General features: G+C 56.1%; 13 protein-coding genes. 7 read left to right on the forward strand and 6 right to left on the reverse strand.

Annotated elements, in window-relative coordinates; all coding sequences use genetic code 11:
• Nucleotides 1–94: 94 nt before the first annotated feature.
• Nucleotides 95–1,810 (forward strand): bifunctional ornithine lipid synthase OlsF, encoded by a 1,716-nt coding sequence (olsF, locus tag OGX95_RS05195; protein ID WP_286628545.1) that lies wholly within the window; start codon nt 95–97, stop codon nt 1,808–1,810.
• A 58-nt stretch (nt 1,811–1,868) separates the two neighbouring features.
• Here the strand turns inward: olsF and tauD are convergent, their stop codons facing one another.
• Genes tauD through tauA form a run of 4 tightly spaced genes read right to left on the reverse strand, consistent with a single transcriptional unit; the run spans nt 1,869 to nt 5,283 of the window.
• The gene (tauD, locus tag OGX95_RS05200) at nt 1,869–2,720 is read right to left on the reverse strand and encodes a taurine dioxygenase (RefSeq protein WP_286628546.1); all 852 of its coding nucleotides are present in this window, start codon (nt 2,718–2,720) and stop codon (nt 1,869–1,871) included.
• A complete protein-coding gene (tauC, locus tag OGX95_RS05205; protein ID WP_286628547.1) occupies nt 2,717–3,544 on the reverse strand; it encodes a taurine ABC transporter permease TauC in 828 nt (275 codons plus the stop codon). Before tauC ends, tauD begins: the two co-directional genes overlap by 4 nt.
• A complete protein-coding gene (gene tauB / locus OGX95_RS05210) occupies nt 3,541–4,308 on the reverse strand; it encodes a taurine ABC transporter ATP-binding subunit (RefSeq protein WP_286628548.1) in 768 nt (255 codons plus the stop codon). The genes tauC and tauB overlap by 4 nt, the downstream gene beginning before the upstream one ends.
• Before the next feature lie 12 nt (nt 4,309–4,320).
• Complete coding sequence (gene tauA / locus OGX95_RS05215) at nt 4,321–5,283, reverse strand: taurine ABC transporter substrate-binding protein (RefSeq protein ID WP_286628549.1); 963 nt, start codon at nt 5,281–5,283, stop codon at nt 4,321–4,323.
• Between the two features lie 584 nt (nt 5,284–5,867).
• Between tauA and OGX95_RS05220 the strand changes: the two genes are divergently transcribed.
• From OGX95_RS05220 to fbpC, 6 genes are all read left to right on the forward strand, one after another.
• Nucleotides 5,868–6,497: a response regulator transcription factor gene (locus OGX95_RS05220; protein ID WP_286628550.1), complete on the forward strand. Its 630-nt coding sequence runs from the start codon at nt 5,868–5,870 to the stop codon at nt 6,495–6,497.
• Nucleotides 6,497–8,038 carry an MASE1 domain-containing sensor histidine kinase gene (locus OGX95_RS05225; RefSeq protein ID WP_286628551.1) on the forward strand — a complete coding sequence of 514 codons (1,542 nt, stop codon included), beginning with the start codon at nt 6,497–6,499 and terminating at the stop codon, nt 8,036–8,038. Before OGX95_RS05220 ends, OGX95_RS05225 begins: the two co-directional genes overlap by 1 nt.
• Nucleotides 8,039–8,123: 85 nt before the next feature.
• Nucleotides 8,124–9,428, forward strand: coding sequence for an MFS transporter family glucose-6-phosphate receptor UhpC (gene uhpC / locus OGX95_RS05230; protein WP_286628552.1), 1,305 nt, complete (start codon nt 8,124–8,126; stop codon nt 9,426–9,428).
• The gene (locus tag OGX95_RS05235; RefSeq protein WP_271441120.1) at nt 9,425–10,456 is read left to right on the forward strand and encodes an ABC transporter substrate-binding protein; all 1,032 of its coding nucleotides are present in this window, start codon (nt 9,425–9,427) and stop codon (nt 10,454–10,456) included. The genes uhpC and OGX95_RS05235 overlap by 4 nt, the downstream gene beginning before the upstream one ends.
• A gap of 68 nt (nt 10,457–10,524) precedes the next feature.
• On the forward strand, nt 10,525–12,603 hold the full coding sequence (locus OGX95_RS05240; RefSeq protein ID WP_286628553.1) for an ABC transporter permease: 2,079 nt from the start codon (nt 10,525–10,527) through the stop codon (nt 12,601–12,603).
• A gap of 11 nt (nt 12,604–12,614) precedes the next feature.
• Nucleotides 12,615–13,661, forward strand: coding sequence for a ferric ABC transporter ATP-binding protein (fbpC, locus tag OGX95_RS05245; protein ID WP_286628554.1), 1,047 nt, complete (start codon nt 12,615–12,617; stop codon nt 13,659–13,661).
• 90 nt (nt 13,662–13,751) lie between these two features.
• On the opposite strand, the gene mmuM is transcribed toward fbpC, so the two are convergent.
• Nucleotides 13,752–14,684, reverse strand: coding sequence for a homocysteine S-methyltransferase (gene mmuM / locus OGX95_RS05250; RefSeq protein ID WP_286628555.1), 933 nt, complete (start codon nt 14,682–14,684; stop codon nt 13,752–13,754).
• Nucleotides 14,671–16,074: an S-methylmethionine permease gene (gene mmuP, locus OGX95_RS05255; protein WP_286628556.1), complete on the reverse strand. Its 1,404-nt coding sequence runs from the start codon at nt 16,072–16,074 to the stop codon at nt 14,671–14,673. Before mmuP ends, mmuM begins: the two co-directional genes overlap by 14 nt.
• Nucleotides 16,075–16,153 lie beyond the last annotated feature (79 nt).

Genomic DNA, 16,153 nt, shown 5'->3' on the forward strand with positions numbered 1-16,153 from the left:
AATGCGGGGCGTTTTATCATAAAACGTCACCAAACCGCCATCTAACCGACACATCGCCCTTCTACTGTCACAAAAGGACAGAGGAGGAGCCGCTATGTTTAGTCTCGACAATGTCATCGACGACCTGTGGCCAGAGGCGAGGCCCGCCCCGTGGCAAAAAAAAGTACTGAGAAAACTGTTACATGAAGAGGAATTCCAACAGTTTGCTGTTCGTCACCGCCATCTGAAAGGGTTAGATACCGTCGAACAGGTGCTGGAGCATCTCAACATTCACTGTCAAATTCCGGTCCGTAGTCTGGAACAAATTCCCGAACAAGGGCCGCTGGTTATCATCGCCAACCACCCTACCGGCACACTCGACGGCCTGGCCCTGCTGTACGCCGTCTCGCGCGTTCGCCGCGATGTTAAAGTCGTCACCAACCGCATGCTCACCCATCTCGAACCGCTCAGTTCGCTGTTTATTCCGGTGGATAATGTCAATGGCCGCACTGCTAAAGCGGCGCTACAGCTGATGGACCGACAGTTGCAAAACGGCGGTGTACTGATCTTCTTCCCGGCCGGTGAAGTTTCGCGCATAACCCGGCGTGGTATTCACGATAAAAAATGGCACTCCGGCTTTATTAAGCTCGCCGCCAAATACCGTGCACCGCTCTTACCTGCGTGGATTGAGGCACGTAACAGTACGCTGTTTTATGCCAGCACCCTGGTGTCGCAGAACCTGCCGATGCTGTTGTTAATGCAGCAGATGTTCCGCCGCCGGAACAGCAACCTGCCGGTGACCATTGGCGAGCAAATTGCGTGGTCGACATGGTGCACCCCGCAAACCACGCCGCGAGAAATGACAGACAAGTGCTACCGACACGTTCAGCTACTGGGGAAAGGACTGCCGGGCATCTTTAAAACCGAAAGCGCGATCGCTCGCCCGGAACCCCGTGCCCTGCTCAAGCGCGAGCTACACCAGGCCGAGTGCCTGGGGCGTACAGCAGACGGTAAGGTTATCTATCTTTGGCAACGTAACGGTCAGGAAGAGGTTCCGTTGCTACGCGAGCTGGGCCGTCTGCGGGAAATCGCCTTCCGCGCGGTAGGTGAAGGCAGCGGCAGACGCCGCGACATCGACAGTTATGACGATGACTACCTGCATCTGATCCTGTGGGATGAAGACGATTTGGAGATCGTCGGTGCCTACCGCTTTATGCCGACCGCCCTACAGATGGAAAAGCGCGGGCTGGACGGCATTTACAGCTATAGCCTGTTTCATTACGACGAACGGATGGACGATATCCTCCAGCACGGCATCGAGCTGGGGCGCAGCTTTATTCAGCCACGCTACTGGGGACGCCGCGGGCTGGACTATCTGTGGTCCGGTATCGGCGCATATCTGGCGCGCCATCCCCACTATCGCTACCTGTTTGGCCCGGTTTCTATTTCCGGTGGGCTACCGCCTTCGGCCCGCGATTTGCTGGTTGCCTTTTATCGCCTATGGTTTCCGGCAATGCATCCGCTGGCGGAGTCGCGCCGACCGTACCCGGCCTCGTTACCCGACGCACTGGCGCAGTTTGGCGGGGAAGATTACAGCGAAGACCTGACGCGGCTGAAGTCGCTACTCGGCAACCTTGGTTGTGGTATTCCACCACTCTACAAGCAATATTCCGAAGTGTGTGAGCCAGGTGGCGTACAGTTTATCGACTTTGGCAGCGACCCGGACTTTAACAACTGCGTGGATGGCCTGGTACTGGTGGATTTAACGTATCTGAAGGCAAATCGCTACCAGCGGTATATCGAACCGCATTTGGTTTCGCAGGCAGAATAAGACGTTTGTGTCGCCATTCGGCACGGTGCCGCATCGTGCCGAATGGTGTAATTCTCTGTTACGACGCACGATAGAACGGCTTATCCCCTAAAATCGTGGCCCGATGCATAATGCGCCGCTGCGGCAGATAATCCGCATTGGCGTAGTGCTGCGTCACGCGGTTATCCCAAATCGCCACATCGTCAGGCTGCCAGCGCCAGCGCACCTGAAACTCTGGTTTAGTGACATGCGCAAACAAGAACCCGAGTAGCGCTTCGCTCTCTTTCTCCGTGACATCCACAATCCGCGTAGTAAATCCCTCGTTCACAAACAGCGCCTGTTTACCGCTTACCGGATGCGTTCGCACCACCGGATGCAGCAACGGGGGATGTTTGGCGACCGCTTCCAGCCAGCGCTGATGCTCTTCTTCCGTCTTACGGTATTTGTACTCCTGGAACGATTTGCGGAAATCATGCTCTGCCCGCAGGCCGCTCAGCAACTGACGAAACGGCTCAGAGAGCGCCTCATAAGCGGCAATTCCACTGGTCCACAGCGTATCGCCTCCGGTCGAAGGCAGCGTTTTTGCTGCCAGAATTGCCCCGGCTGGCGGCGTGTCGATAAAGGTCACATCGGTGTGCCAGTTATCGTTATCTGGCGGATTATCGTTGTGCGTATCCAGCACGATAATCTCCTCCACGTCCTCGGCGTGCGGGTAGACCGGATGAATATGCAGATCGCCAAAACGTAGTGCCAGCGCTCTCTGCTGCTGCGGCGTAATCCCCTGCTCACGCAGGAACACCACCTGATGGCGCAGCACCGCATGATAAAGCTGCTCAAACTGGTTATCGCTTAGCGGACGCGTCAGGTCCGCACCGGAAATTTGTGCGCCAATATACGGCCCCAGCGGGGTAATGCTCAGACGTTCACTCATTGTACTTCTCCATGCCAGGGCGTCAGACGACGCTGAAGCGCGCGCAGACCCAGTTCTAAAATAAAGGCGATAACGGCAATTACCGCGATCCCTGCCAGCACCACATCCGTTGCCAGAAATTCACCGGCGGACTGGACCATAAAACCTAAACCTCGCGTGGCGGCAATCAACTCCGCGGCCACCAGCGTTGACCAGCCGACCCCCAGCCCGATGCGCAGCCCGGTCAGAATTTCAGGCAATGCACCGGGTAAAATAACAAACCACAGCACCTGCACGCGGCTGGCCCCTAGTGATTGTGCAGCGCGCACTCTTACCTGCTGCGCGCTGCGGACACCGGCCAGCGCCGACATCGCAACAGGCGCGAAAATCGCCAGGTAGATCAATAAGATCTTGGAGGTCTCACCGATACCAAACCAGATCACCATCAGCGGTAAATAGGCCAGCGGCGGAACCGGACGGTACAATTCAATGATCGGATCGAGAATGCCGCGAATTGTCGGGCTCAGTCCCATCGCGATCCCGACCGGAACACCCAGCAGCACGGCCGCCAGCAGCGCGATGACAATTCGCGCCAGGCTCGCTGCCAAATGTTGCCACAGCGTGGCATCCATAAATCCTTGTGGCCCGGCGATGGTGATCAACTTTTGCAGTACCTGACCGGGCGCGGGCAAAAACAGCGGGCTGATTAATTGCAGCGCTGCCACCGTCCACCACACCGCCAGAATGACGACCAACGTCCCAAGACTTAACGTTATCTGGCGTGAAAACGGCCAGCGCCAGTTCAGCGTACGCTGTCGCGGTTTATCATTAATAACTACGCTCATGAGAACGCCTCCCGTTGCGCAAAGACGCGGCTTAACACGTACTCGCGCATGGCAATAAACTGCGGATCGGATTTAATGCTGCGGCTCGCTTCCCCGGCCACAAAGCGCCGGGCAAAGTTTAGCGGCAGACGCTCCATCACCCGACCAGGGCCGGATGAGAGCAGCACCAGCTCGGTGGCCATAAATACCGCTTCTTCAATATCGTGCGTAATTAACAACACCTGTTTACCGGTCTCATGCCAGAGCTTCAGCAGCAGGGTTTGCATCTGCTCGCGGGTAAACGCGTCAAGTGCACCAAACGGTTCATCGAGCAGCAGGAGCTGTGGATTGGCCGCCAGCGCCCGGGCAATGCCAACACGCTGACGCTGGCCGCCAGAAAGCTGCCAGATAAAACGTTTTCCTGCACCGTCCAGCCCTACTTTCTGCAACATCTCCTGGGCGATACGCTGACGCTGCACTTTCTCCACCCCTGCCAGTTGCAGACCAAAGGCCACATTATCCTGCACGTTACGCCAGGGCAGCAGACCTTCGTTCTGGAATACCACCCCGCGTTCCGCGCCCGGACCTTCCACCTTCATACCGGACAGCGTAATGCTGCCGTGCTGATACGGCACGAACCCGGCAATCAGATTTAGCAGCGTGGTTTTGCCGCAGCCGGAAGGCCCGAGTACCACCAGCAGTTCGCCGCTATCAAGCGTCAGATTGATATCGTCCAGCACCGTTTTTCCACCGTAGCTGGCTGCGAGATGAGAGATTTGCAGCATCAGCGCCTCCTTTTATTGCACGAAGCGATCGGTAACGTACTGGCTGTAATCCGTCGCGACAGCTGGCACTTTGCCCTGCTCTTTGAGGAACTGCGCAGTATCGACAATCGCTTTGTTTACCGGTCCGGTAAGCTCGGCGGTTTGCTGTTGCACAGTCAGGTAGGTATTCCCTTTCACCAGCCCCGGCACATCCGCCTCCGGTACGCCGCTTAAGCGCGACAGCTTGCTGATATTCTCCGGCTGTTTCAGCCATTCATCGGGGTTAGCAATATAGGGTTGCTGCGCATCAATCGCGCTTTTGGCAAAGGCTTTCACCACCTCGGGATGTTTCTCGGCAAAATCTTTACGCACCACCCACACGTCCAGCGTCGGCGCGCCCCACTCGCCAACCTTTTCAGAATCGGTTAATACCTTGCCATCTTTTTCCAGCGCATTGACGGCCGGCGCCCAGACGTAAGCACCATCAATATCGCCGCGCTGCCAGGCGGCAATAATTGCCGGCGGCTGCAGGTTCACAATCTCCACCTGACCGGGTTTGATACCCCAGTGTTTGAGCGCAGCCAGCAGGCTGTAATGGGTTGTGGAAATAAACGGCACGGCAATGCGTTTGCCGATCAAATCCTCCGGCTTACTGATATTTTTCTTCACTACCAGCGCTTCAGAGCTACCCAGTTTTGACGCCAGCAGGAAAACTTCAATCGGTACCTGTTGACTGGCAGCGACGGCCAGCGGGCTGGAGCCGAGATTGCCAATCTGCACATCGCCGGACGCCAGTGCGCGCACGATGCTCGCCCCGCTGTCGAATTTTCGCCAGTCAACGGTGGCCCCGCTCTCTTTAGCAAAGGTGTTATCCGCCTGCGCCACTTTGGCCGGTTCGGCGGAGGTTTGATAGGCGACAGTGACGTTTACCGCCTGTGCCTGGAATGCCGCGAGTGCCAATGCGGCAATGAGTGTGATACGCGATGTTAGTGCCATAGTGTCTGCTCCCCTTATTTGTTATGGGTGCAGTATTTCCGGCGCGATGCGTTTGATGAAGTAATTAAAAATTCTGGCTAATAGCGATCTGTTTTTAGAAAAAAAGCGGCAATGGTTAGCGATTTTGCTCATTACAGATGGAATTCGTAAGCCTGATAAGCGCAGCGCCATCAGGCATGAGCTGCTGGCATGCCTCATGTCATTTCAGATAAGGGTTCCGTTCGCCTTACGTTCATTGTTCCTCTGGGTACAATTCACCCGCGAACGTGTTAAGGGCGTTCTCCGCCACGCCCTTAACAATCCCGGCTCCCGGGTTGCAAGGGAGCCGGCGGCGAGCCTCCCTTGCCCGTTCACGTCCGCGGCAATTCCAGAGAGGCAACACACATGAGGTGAACGGAAAAGTCTCTCTTGTTTACATATACTGCAGTTTGCTATCCCTCAATGCCTGATAAGCGCAGCGCCATCAGCCACACCGACAAAACATTACATTTTTGTTACATCCATTACATAACTGCATCTGACTGATTGCCAGCGCGGCGCTGGCAGGCATCATAGATATCCTTGTCAGGCAAGAGAGCAATATCATGATTCATGTTGTGCTGGTGGATGACCATGTGGTAGTGCGTTCCGGCTTTGCGCAATTACTCGGTCTCGAAGAGGATCTCGCCGTTATCGGCCAGTACAGCAGTGCGGCAGAGGCCTGGTCGGCATTACTGCGCGAGGACGTCAATGTCGCGGTCATGGATATCGCCATGCCGGATGAAAATGGTCTGAGTCTGCTAAAACGGCTGCGGGCGCAAAAACCCGGCTTTCGCGCCATTATTCTCAGCATTTATGACGCGCCGACGTTTGTACAAAGCGCGCTGGATGCCGGGGCCAGCGGTTATCTGACCAAACGCTGTGGACCGGAAGAGTTGGTACAGGCAGTGCGCTCAGTCGGTATGGGAGGCCATTACCTGTGCGCCGATGCGCTGCGGGCGTTACGCGGTGGGGAGCAACCTGCGCAGGTGCTGGAGGTATTAACCCCGCGCGAACGCGAAGTGTTTGATCTGCTGGTCAAAGGTGACAGCGTGAAAGAGGTAGCCTTTAAGCTCGACCTCAGTCATAAAACGGTCCACGTCCACCGCGCGAATGTACTGGGCAAGCTGCAATGCCACAGCACCATCGATCTGGTGCATTTTGCTCTCGACCACCAGTTGCTGACGGGGCATTAATGTCTCGCTCTGCTCGCCACTGGGTTATCTCTCTGTTTATTCTACTGGCCTGGGGTTCAGGCTGGCTAATGCTGTGGACGTTAGGTTTTTACCTGACCCATAACGGTCAGCAGGCGGCATTATTTCTGCCGCACGGCGTCTATCTCGCCCTACTGATCCTGCTGTCCCGCCGCTACTGGCCCGCGCTGGTATTGCCGCCGGTGTTGATCCTGTTCTGGCTGCACAACGAACAGTTACTCAATGGTTATCTTCTGCCAGCCGCACCGCTGATAAGCCTGATACCGGCCAGTATCGGTCAGTCATACTGGCATCGCTTCCCGCTCTACTGGCAGCGGCTCACCTTACTGCTGGCCGCCGTGACAATCACGTCGCTGCTCAATACTGCGCTGCTGTCTCCCTTTATTCAAAGCCCGGCGATGTTGATTGGGCTGGCATCGTTTACCGGTGGTGTGCTGCTCACCCCGTTTGTCTATCTGATCTACGAATTTCTGCGCCAGCAACACCGCTATCATTTACTCGGTCTGGATACCACCAATCCACCGCTGCGCACTTCACTTATCATTTGGTGCAGTCTGTTCTTTATTATTGGTATCGGCACGCAGATGGTGCTCTCGCCAGACATCGAACGCCTGTTGCTGATTGTCGTGTTCCTGCCCAACGTGGTGATGGCATGGAAATTCGGTTGGCAGGGCGGCGTTTTGTCCGGACTGCTCGGCAGTATGATGATCACCATCGCCCGCCAGATAGGCGTAGGATTTAGCAACCTGGTCGAACTGGAGATTTTCCTCACCACCCAGGCGCTGCTGGGCATAGGGCTGGGAATAGCCATCAGCCGCCAGCAGCATCTGGCGCAAAACCTGCACCATTATCGCCAGCGTCTGGAAAGCGAACTGGCGGCCCGCCGCGCATTGACTGAACAACTGATCCGCACGGAAGAAAACACGCGCAAAAGCCTGGCGCGGGAACTGCATGATGAAATTGGCCAGAACATTACCGCCATTCAAATTCAGTCTCAGTTGGTTAAACGTTCGCAGGGTCCTGAGCAAACGCTCGAAGCGGCGAACCAGATCAACGATCTTGCCCGGCGTATCCACCATTCAACCCGCCAGTTACTGCGCCAGCTACGCCCGCCCGCGCTTGACGAGCTGTCTTTTAAAGATGCGCTGCACCATTTGGTTAATGAATTTGCCTTTGCCGAACGGGGTATTCACTGCCGGTTTGATTACCGACTGGAAAATACGCCAGAAAATGAAACGGTGCGCTTTACGCTGTACCGTCTGTTGCAGGAATTGCTCAATAACGTCTGTAAACATGCCGATGCCAGCGAGGTGTCGATTGCGCTGCGCCAACAGGATCACTGCCTGTTGCTGGAAGTCGATGATAACGGCGTGGGCATTCTTCCTGAAAAAATTCCCGGTTTTGGTATCCAGGGGATGCGTGAACGGGTCAGCGCGCTCGGCGGCGAGCTGACGCTCGAATCTCACCACGGTACGCGGGTAATTGTTAACCTGCCCACAAATTTGCAACAAATCGCCCCTTAACCAGGAAAAAGTCTTAGTCACTCCGGACTTTCTCTCATCCCCTTTTGCTTTCGCTTACCTATAGTCAGCACAAACGGAGACAGCTATGCATGCACGCTCAGCCAGCGAAACAGACCAACGCTACCGGACACTACGTCCCCGGCTGCTGATGTGTATGGTGGTGGGATATGCCGCATTTTACCTGACGCGCAAAAGCGTTAACTACGTGCTCCCGGCACTGCAAACGGATCTGGGACTGGATAAAAGTGATATCGGTCTGTTGGGATCGCTGTTTTACCTGACCTATGGTTTGTCGAAGTTTACCGCGGGACTCTGGCATGACAGCCACGGGCAGCGCGCATTTATGGGAATAGGCCTGTTCGCTACCGGCATCCTGAACGTGGTGTTCGCGTTTGGTGAATCGCTGACGCTGCTGCTGGCGGTCTGGACGCTCAACGGATTTTTTCAGGGCTGGGGCTGGCCGCCCTGCGCCCGCCTGCTGACCCACTGGTATTCGCGTAACGAACGCGGCTTCTGGTGGGGCTGCTGGAATATGTCAATCAACATCGGTGGGGCCATCATCCCACTGATTAGCGCCTTTGCCGCCCACTGGTGGGGCTGGCAGGCGGCGATGCTGGCACCAGGGATCATCAGCATGGCATTAGGTATCTGGCTGACGCTGCAACTGAAAGGCACGCCCCAGGAAGAGGGATTACCGACAGTGGGGGAGTGGCGGCACGACCCGCTGGAGCTACGCCAGGAACAGCAAAGCCCACCGATGGGATTGTGGCAAATGTTACGCACTACCATGCTGAAGAATCCGATGATCTGGCTGCTGGGGGTGTCGTATGTGCTGGTGTATTTGATCCGCATCGCGCTTAACGACTGGGGCAACATCTGGCTGACGGAAAGCCACGGCGTCAACCTGCTCAGCGCCAACGCCACGGTGATGTTGTTTGAGGTCGGCGGCTTGCTCGGTGCGCTGTTTGCCGGTTGGGGATCGGATTTGCTGTTCAGCGGTCAGCGCGCCCCGATGATTTTGCTGTTCACGTTAGGGCTGATGGTTTCCGTCGCCGCGTTGTGGCTGGCGCCGGTTCACCACTACGCACTGCTGGCGGTCTGTTTCTTTACCGTGGGCTTTTTTGTGTTTGGCCCGCAGATGTTGATTGGTCTGGCGGCCGTCGAATGCGGACACAAGGCGGCGGCAGGTTCAATCACCGGTTTTCTCGGGCTGTTCGCCTATCTGGGGGCCGCGTTGGCGGGCTGGCCGCTGTCGTTGGTCATAGAACATTACGGCTGGTCGGGGATGTTCAGTTTGCTCTCGGTTGCCGCTGTCTTTATGGGTTTATTGCTGATGCCGCTGCTCATCGCGGGTATCGCCCCTTCTCTCAGTCAAAGGATAAAACAATGAAACTGACGCTTACCTCTACCCTGATTGCCTCTACTCTGGCGCTGGCTGCCTTCAGCAGTGCGGCACAAGCACAAGGTCGTCTGGTGGTCTATTGCAGCGCCACTAACGAGATGTGTGAAACCGAAACCAAAGCCTTCGGCGACAAATATGACGTGAAGACATCGTTCATTCGCAACGGCTCCGGCAGTACGCTGGCGAAAGTCGATGCCGAGAAGAAAAACCCACAGGCAGATGTGTGGTACGGCGGTACGCTGGACCCGCAATCTCAGGCCGGGGAAATGGGTCTGCTGCAACCGTATAAATCACCGAACCTCACACAAATCATGGAGAAATTCCGCGATCCGGCAAAAGTAAAAGGCAACCTCTCCTCCGCGGTTTACGTCGGTATTCTGGGCTTTGGCGTCAATACTCAGCGCCTGAAAGAGAAAAACCTGCCGGTGCCAAAATGCTGGAAAGATCTGACCAAACCGGAATACAAAGGTGAAATCCAGATTGCTGACCCGCAGAGTTCAGGCACCGCCTACACCGCACTGGCGACCTTTGCTCAACTGTGGGGTGAAGATCAGGCCTTTGACTACCTGAAACAGCTCAACGCCAACGTCTCTCAATACACTAAATCAGGCATTGCCCCGGCACGTAACGCCGCCCGTGGCGAAACGGCGATTGGCATTGGCTTCCTGCACGACTACTCGCTGGAAAAAGAACAGGGTGCCCCACTGGAGCTAATCTCCCCATGCGAAGGTACCGGCTATGAAATTGGCGGTGTCAGCATCCTGAAAGGCGCGCGTAACCTCGACAACGCCAAACTGTTCGTTGACTGGGTACTGTCAAAAGAGGCTCAGGAGCTGGCGTGGAAGAAAGGCAAGTCCTATCAGATCCTGACCAACACCACCGCCGAGACCTCGCCGAACTCGCTGAAACTCGACGATCTGAAGCTTATCAATTACGACATGGATAAGTACGGCTCTACCGATGTGCGTAAAGCGTTGATCAATAAGTGGGTTAGCGAAGTGAAGATGGGTAAATAAGCCCACGTTGCGTTCATTTGCCGGGTGCGGCGTAAACGCCTGACCCGGCCTACATTATCGGAACCGCTATGTCACATACACTTGCACTCCATCCCGTGAAAAAACGGGATGCGATATTCCTTTGGGTTTTGCTCGGCTGGCTGGCGTTTGCCTTGCTGCCAAGCTGGAGCCTGGACTATGGCCTGCTGGAGTCCACGCGCGACGAAATTCTCGACGCCTACAGCTGGTCACATTTCAACATTAGCTGGCTATGGTATCTGCTGCCGAGCCTGCTGCTGGTGCGTCCGTTTAATGAAGCCCGACGCGAACAGCGCAGCCGCCATTATCTTGACGCGGGCTGGGCGTTTTTCTGCATGGCCTTTATCGTTGCCAGCGCCACCCTTGAAGGGCGCGGCTTAGGTTATGCCACCATCGTACTGTTTGTGGCACTTGGCGCGATTATGACCCTGGCGCTCACCCGCCTCGAATGGTTGGGCGGCGACCGTTTCGTTATCGGCTCGCTCACCGCCATTGTCGCGCTGATCGGTATTTTTATCGTCTGGCCGAGCATCGCGATTTTCATTCCGATGTTCACCAACGACGCCGGGGAGTTTGCCCCGCTGGCGTTTATGAATGTGCTGTCCCAGGCGCATATTATTCAGGTGATCCTCAACTCGATTATGCTGTCGATCGCCGTTGGTATTGGCTGCACCTTCTTCGGTCTGGTGCTGGCTATCTACACCACCCGCATCGCCAAACGCAGCGCCATCATTGGCCGTATTTTCTCGATTTTGCCGATCGTTACCCCGCCGTTTGTCGTTGGCCTGGGTGTCACCCTGATGATGGGACGCTCCGGCTACATCACCGAATTTATGGTTGAGTGGTTCGGGCTGACCAACACCAACTGGCTGTACGGCTTTACCGGCATCTGGCTGGCGCAGGTACTGGCCTTTACCCCAATGGCATTTATGATCCTCGATGGCGCGATCAAAACCATTCATCCCTCACTGGAAGAGGCGTCATATACCCTGCGTGCCAGCCGCTGGCAGACCTTTAACGGCGTATTTGTCCCGCTGCTGAAACCGGCGCTGGCGAACGCCTTTTTGATCGTGGTGGTACAGTCGCTGGCCGACTTCAGTAACCCGTTGGTGCTCGGCGGCAACTTCGACGTGCTGGCAACGCAAATTTACTTCTATATCACCGGATCACAACTCGACTACCAGGCCGCCAGTACGCTGGGCGCTTTCCTGCTGCTGTTCTCACTGCTGGTATTCTGCGTGCAGTACATGTGGATCGGTAAACGCTCGTACGTCACCGTTTCAGGTAAATCCTACCGTGGCGACGTGCAGCCGCTACCCGTCACGCTGGTGTGGAGCGTGGTTGCCCTGCTGGCGGTGTGGATTGCCTTCAACGCCCTGCTGTACGGCAGCATTTTCTACGGCAGCTTCACCGTCAACTGGGGCGTGGACTACACCCTGACGCTGGCGAACTTTACCAAATTGTTCGGCCAGGGAATGAGCGACGGTGCATGGCCTTCACTGCTCGATACCCTGCTCTACGCCGGGATTGCTGCGCCGATCACCGCCATCTTCGGTCTGCTTATCGCCTGGATTGTGGTACGTCAGCAGTTCAAAGGTAAGAAGACCATCGAGTTCACCACCATGCTGTGCTTTGCCGTACCGGGCACCGTCGCGGGTGTGTCATATATTCTGGCCTTTAACAGCGCCCCGGTGTACCTCACCGGTACCGCAGCAATCGTCATTATCTCGATGGTGATGCGTAACGTACCGGTCGGCATTCGTGCGGGTATCGCAGGATTAGGCCAGATCGATAAATCACTGGATGAAGCCTCACTCAGCCTGCGCGCCGGTTCGCTGCGTACGATTACGCACATCCTGCTGCCGCTGCTGCGCCCGGCAATCCTCTCTGCGCTGATCTACAGCTTTGTCCGCGCTATTACGACCGTCAGCGCCATTGTGTTCCTCGTCACGCCGGATACCCGTGTGGCGACGGCTTACATCCTGAACCGCGTAGAAGACGGCGAATACGGCGTGGCGATTGCCTACGGTTCCATTCTGATCGTGGTGATGCTGGCGATTATTTTTATCTTTGACTGGCTGATCGGTGAATCACGAACCTCCCGTTCAAAAGCCAAAAACCAGGCGTAATGGAGCGCACTATGACCCAGAAAAATTTCGTTGAACTGCGCAACGTCACCAAACGATTTGGCAGCAACACGGTTATCGACAATATCAATCTCACCATCCCACAGGGACAAATGGTGACGCTGCTCGGCCCGTCCGGTTGTGGCAAAACCACCATTTTGCGCCTGGTTGCCGGACTGGAAAAACCGAGCGAAGGGCAGATTTTTATTGATGGCGAAGACGTCACCCACCGCTCTATTCAACAGCGCGATATCTGTATGGTGTTTCAGTCCTACGCCCTGTTCCCGCATATGTCGCTGGGAGAAAACGTCGGCTATGGCCTGAAAATGCTTGGCGTATCGCGCCCAGAGGTGAAGGCTCGCGTCAAAGAAGCGCTGGCGATGGTCGATCTGGAGGGTTTCGAAGAACGCTATGTCGATCAGATCTCCGGGGGGCAGCAGCAGCGTGTAGCGCTGGCGCGCGCGCTGATCCTCAAACCAAAGGTACTGCTGTTTGATGAGCCGCTGAGTAATCTCGATGCCAACCTGCGTCGCAGCATGCGCGATAAGATCCGCGAACTGCAAAAACAGTTTGATATCACCTCACTGTACGTCACCCACGATCAGAGCGAAGCCTTTGCGGTGTCCGATACCGTACTGGTCATGAACAAGGGGCACATCATGCAGATTGGCTCGCCGCAGGAGCTCTATCGCCAGCCGGCCTCACGCTTTATGGCGAGTTTTATGGGCGATGCTAACCTGTTCCCGGCCACCTTCAGCGACAGATACGTCGATATATACGGCTACCATCTGCCGCGCCCGTTGCACTTTGACACGCAGGGGGAAGGCATGGTCGGCGTGCGCCCGGAGGCCATCACGCTTAGCGATCGCGGCGAAGAGAGTCAGCGCTGCGTGATCCGCCACGTGGCCTATATGGGGCCGCAGTATGAGGTCACGGTAGAGTGGCACGGTCAGGAGATTCTATTGCAGGTTAACGCCACGCGTCTGCAGCCGGACGTTGGCGAACAGTATTACCTCGAAATCCATCCGTACGGCATGTTTGTTCTGGCGGATGCGGCATGATTTGTGCCGGGTAGCGCTGCGCTAACCCGGCCTACAGTTCGTGCGAGTTGCAGGCCCGATAAGGCGTAAACCGCCATCGGGCAATAAGTCTCAGCTTTGCGCTTTTAACGCGGCGATATCCGCAGGCGTGGTGCGACAGCACCCGCCAATCAACCGCGCGCCCGCCGCCTGCCATTGCAGCAAATAGTCCACCAGCCGCGCACAGTGTTCACCGTGACGATGCCAGGTTTTGCTCACCGCATCGTAATGCTCGCCGGAATTGGGATACACCACCAGCGGCAGCGCCGTTAAGCCATGCAGATGCTGCAACGCAGCGGTGGTCTTTTCCAGCGCAATGCAGTTAATGCCTAACGCCACCACCTGCGGATATTGCGCAAGGAAAGCGACCACGTCGCGCAGCGCTGTACCATCGCTCAGATGTTCGCTGTCACGCAGGGTAAACGAGAACCATGCCCGCGCACGCGGATACATGGTTAACAACTCAGCCAGCGCGCGAATTTCAGCAAAATTCGGCATCGTTTCACAGGCCAGCAGATCGGCCCCGGCATCCAGCAACGCTTCAACACGCGGACGATGAAATGCCTGTAACGCTTCAATGCTTAACGCGTAATCGCCACGATACTCGGAGCCATCGGCCAGAAAGGCACCGTAAGGCCCGACGGACCCCGCAACCAGTAACGTCCCGGCCTGCGGATTTTCCGCCAGATACGCCTCACGCGCTTTGCGCGCCAGCTCCACGCTTTTGCCAATCAGCGCTTTCGACTGCGCCTCATCCAGACCGAGCGCGGCAAAACCCGCCGGTGTTGCCTGATAGCTGGCGGTGATTGCGCACTGTGCCCCTGCCCGGAAGTAATCCAGGTGAACTTCGCGGATAAGCTCCGGGTTTTCTACCAGCACCCTGGCAGACCACAGGCTGTCGGCTAAATTACACCCTCGCGCTTCCAGCTCCGTCGCCAGAGCACCATCCAGCAACAGGAAATCCTGTTTATCGAGGAGGGCGCGTAACGGATTATTCTGCGACATGTTCTGGCTCCTGTTTTGCTTTACGGGGTTGAGTAAGGAAATAAGCACCATAACACAACGCGACAAACGGTAACCCGCACCACAACGCAATTCTCTGCGCCGGATCGAATGCCAGTCCCACACAGGCCACCAGGCACAGCACAAAACCCAGTACGGGTACCAGCGGATACCACGGGGCGCGATAATGCAATTCACTCAATGCCTTACCCTGCTGCAGATGGCGGCGGCGAAACACAAAATGCGAAGCGCAGATACTCAGCCACACCGCCACTACCGCAAATCCGGAGATCGCCGACAATGCGACAAACACCGTATCCGGGGCCACTACGCTGGAAAACAGCGCCAGCACACCGCCAAGCATACTGACAGACAGCGCCGTCAACGGTACGCCATTTTTCGTGACCTGCGCAAAACAGGCTGGCAGCGTTCGTTCATTCGACAGCGACCACAGCATGCGTCCGGAAGCATACAGCCCGGAGTTCGCCGCAGAAAGAATGGCGGTCAGGATCACGAAGTTAAAAATATCAGCGGCGTACGGAATGCCCACTTTCTCAAATACCAGCACAAACGGGCTCTTCTCCACGCCTGCCTGTTGCATTGGGATTAGCGCCGCCAGCACAAACACAGTGCCGATAAAGAAAATAATCAACCGGGCGATGGTGGTACGAATCGCCACCGGGATCACCTTGCGCGGATTTTCCGTTTCGCCAGCGGCAATACCGATAAGCTCAGTCCCCGAAAAGGCAAAGTTCACCGCGACCATGGTCATCAGGATCGGCAGGCCGCCGTGCGGGAACCAGCCTTCCGCCGTGATGTTACTCAGTCCCGGTGCGGGTGAACCATCCTGCATCGGGATAAAGCCGAAAATAGCCGCTCCGCCGAGGAGAATAAACGCGATGATGGTGACCACTTTCACCAGCGAAAACCAGAACTCCCCTTCGGCAAAAAAGCGTGTAGAGATAACGTTGAGAGCAAAAATAATCGCGCAGAACACCACACACCAGACCCATACCGGCACCTGAGGAAACCAGTACTGCATGCAGAATCCGGCAGCGGTAAAGCTTGAACCCAGCGCCACAGTCCAGGTCAGCCAGTAGAGCCAGGCGACGGTATACCCCGTCGCTGGTCCGAGATAGCGCGCAGCATAGACGTGAAACGCCCCGGTTTCCGGCATTGCGACCGACAACTCGCCCAGGCACTGCATCACCAGCCAGACCACCAGCGCACCAATCAGATAAGCCAGTAGCGTTCCCGCCGCCCCCGTGGTCGAGATGATGTACCCGGTATTGAAGAATAACCCTGTGCCAATCACGCCGCCTAAGGAGAGCATAATCAGGTGACGCGTTTTCATCGTGCGCTTCAGTGGCGCATTTTGTTGTGTTGTTTGCATATAACCTTCCAAACGTATGGACATCTAAACATCCAAAGAAGGTTTGTTATACCGTGTTTGTTAACAGAATGCAAAGTCA

This window comes from Citrobacter sp. Cu233, from assembly GCF_030332225.1.
In the GTDB taxonomy this organism is placed as follows: domain Bacteria; phylum Pseudomonadota; class Gammaproteobacteria; order Enterobacterales; family Enterobacteriaceae; genus Citrobacter.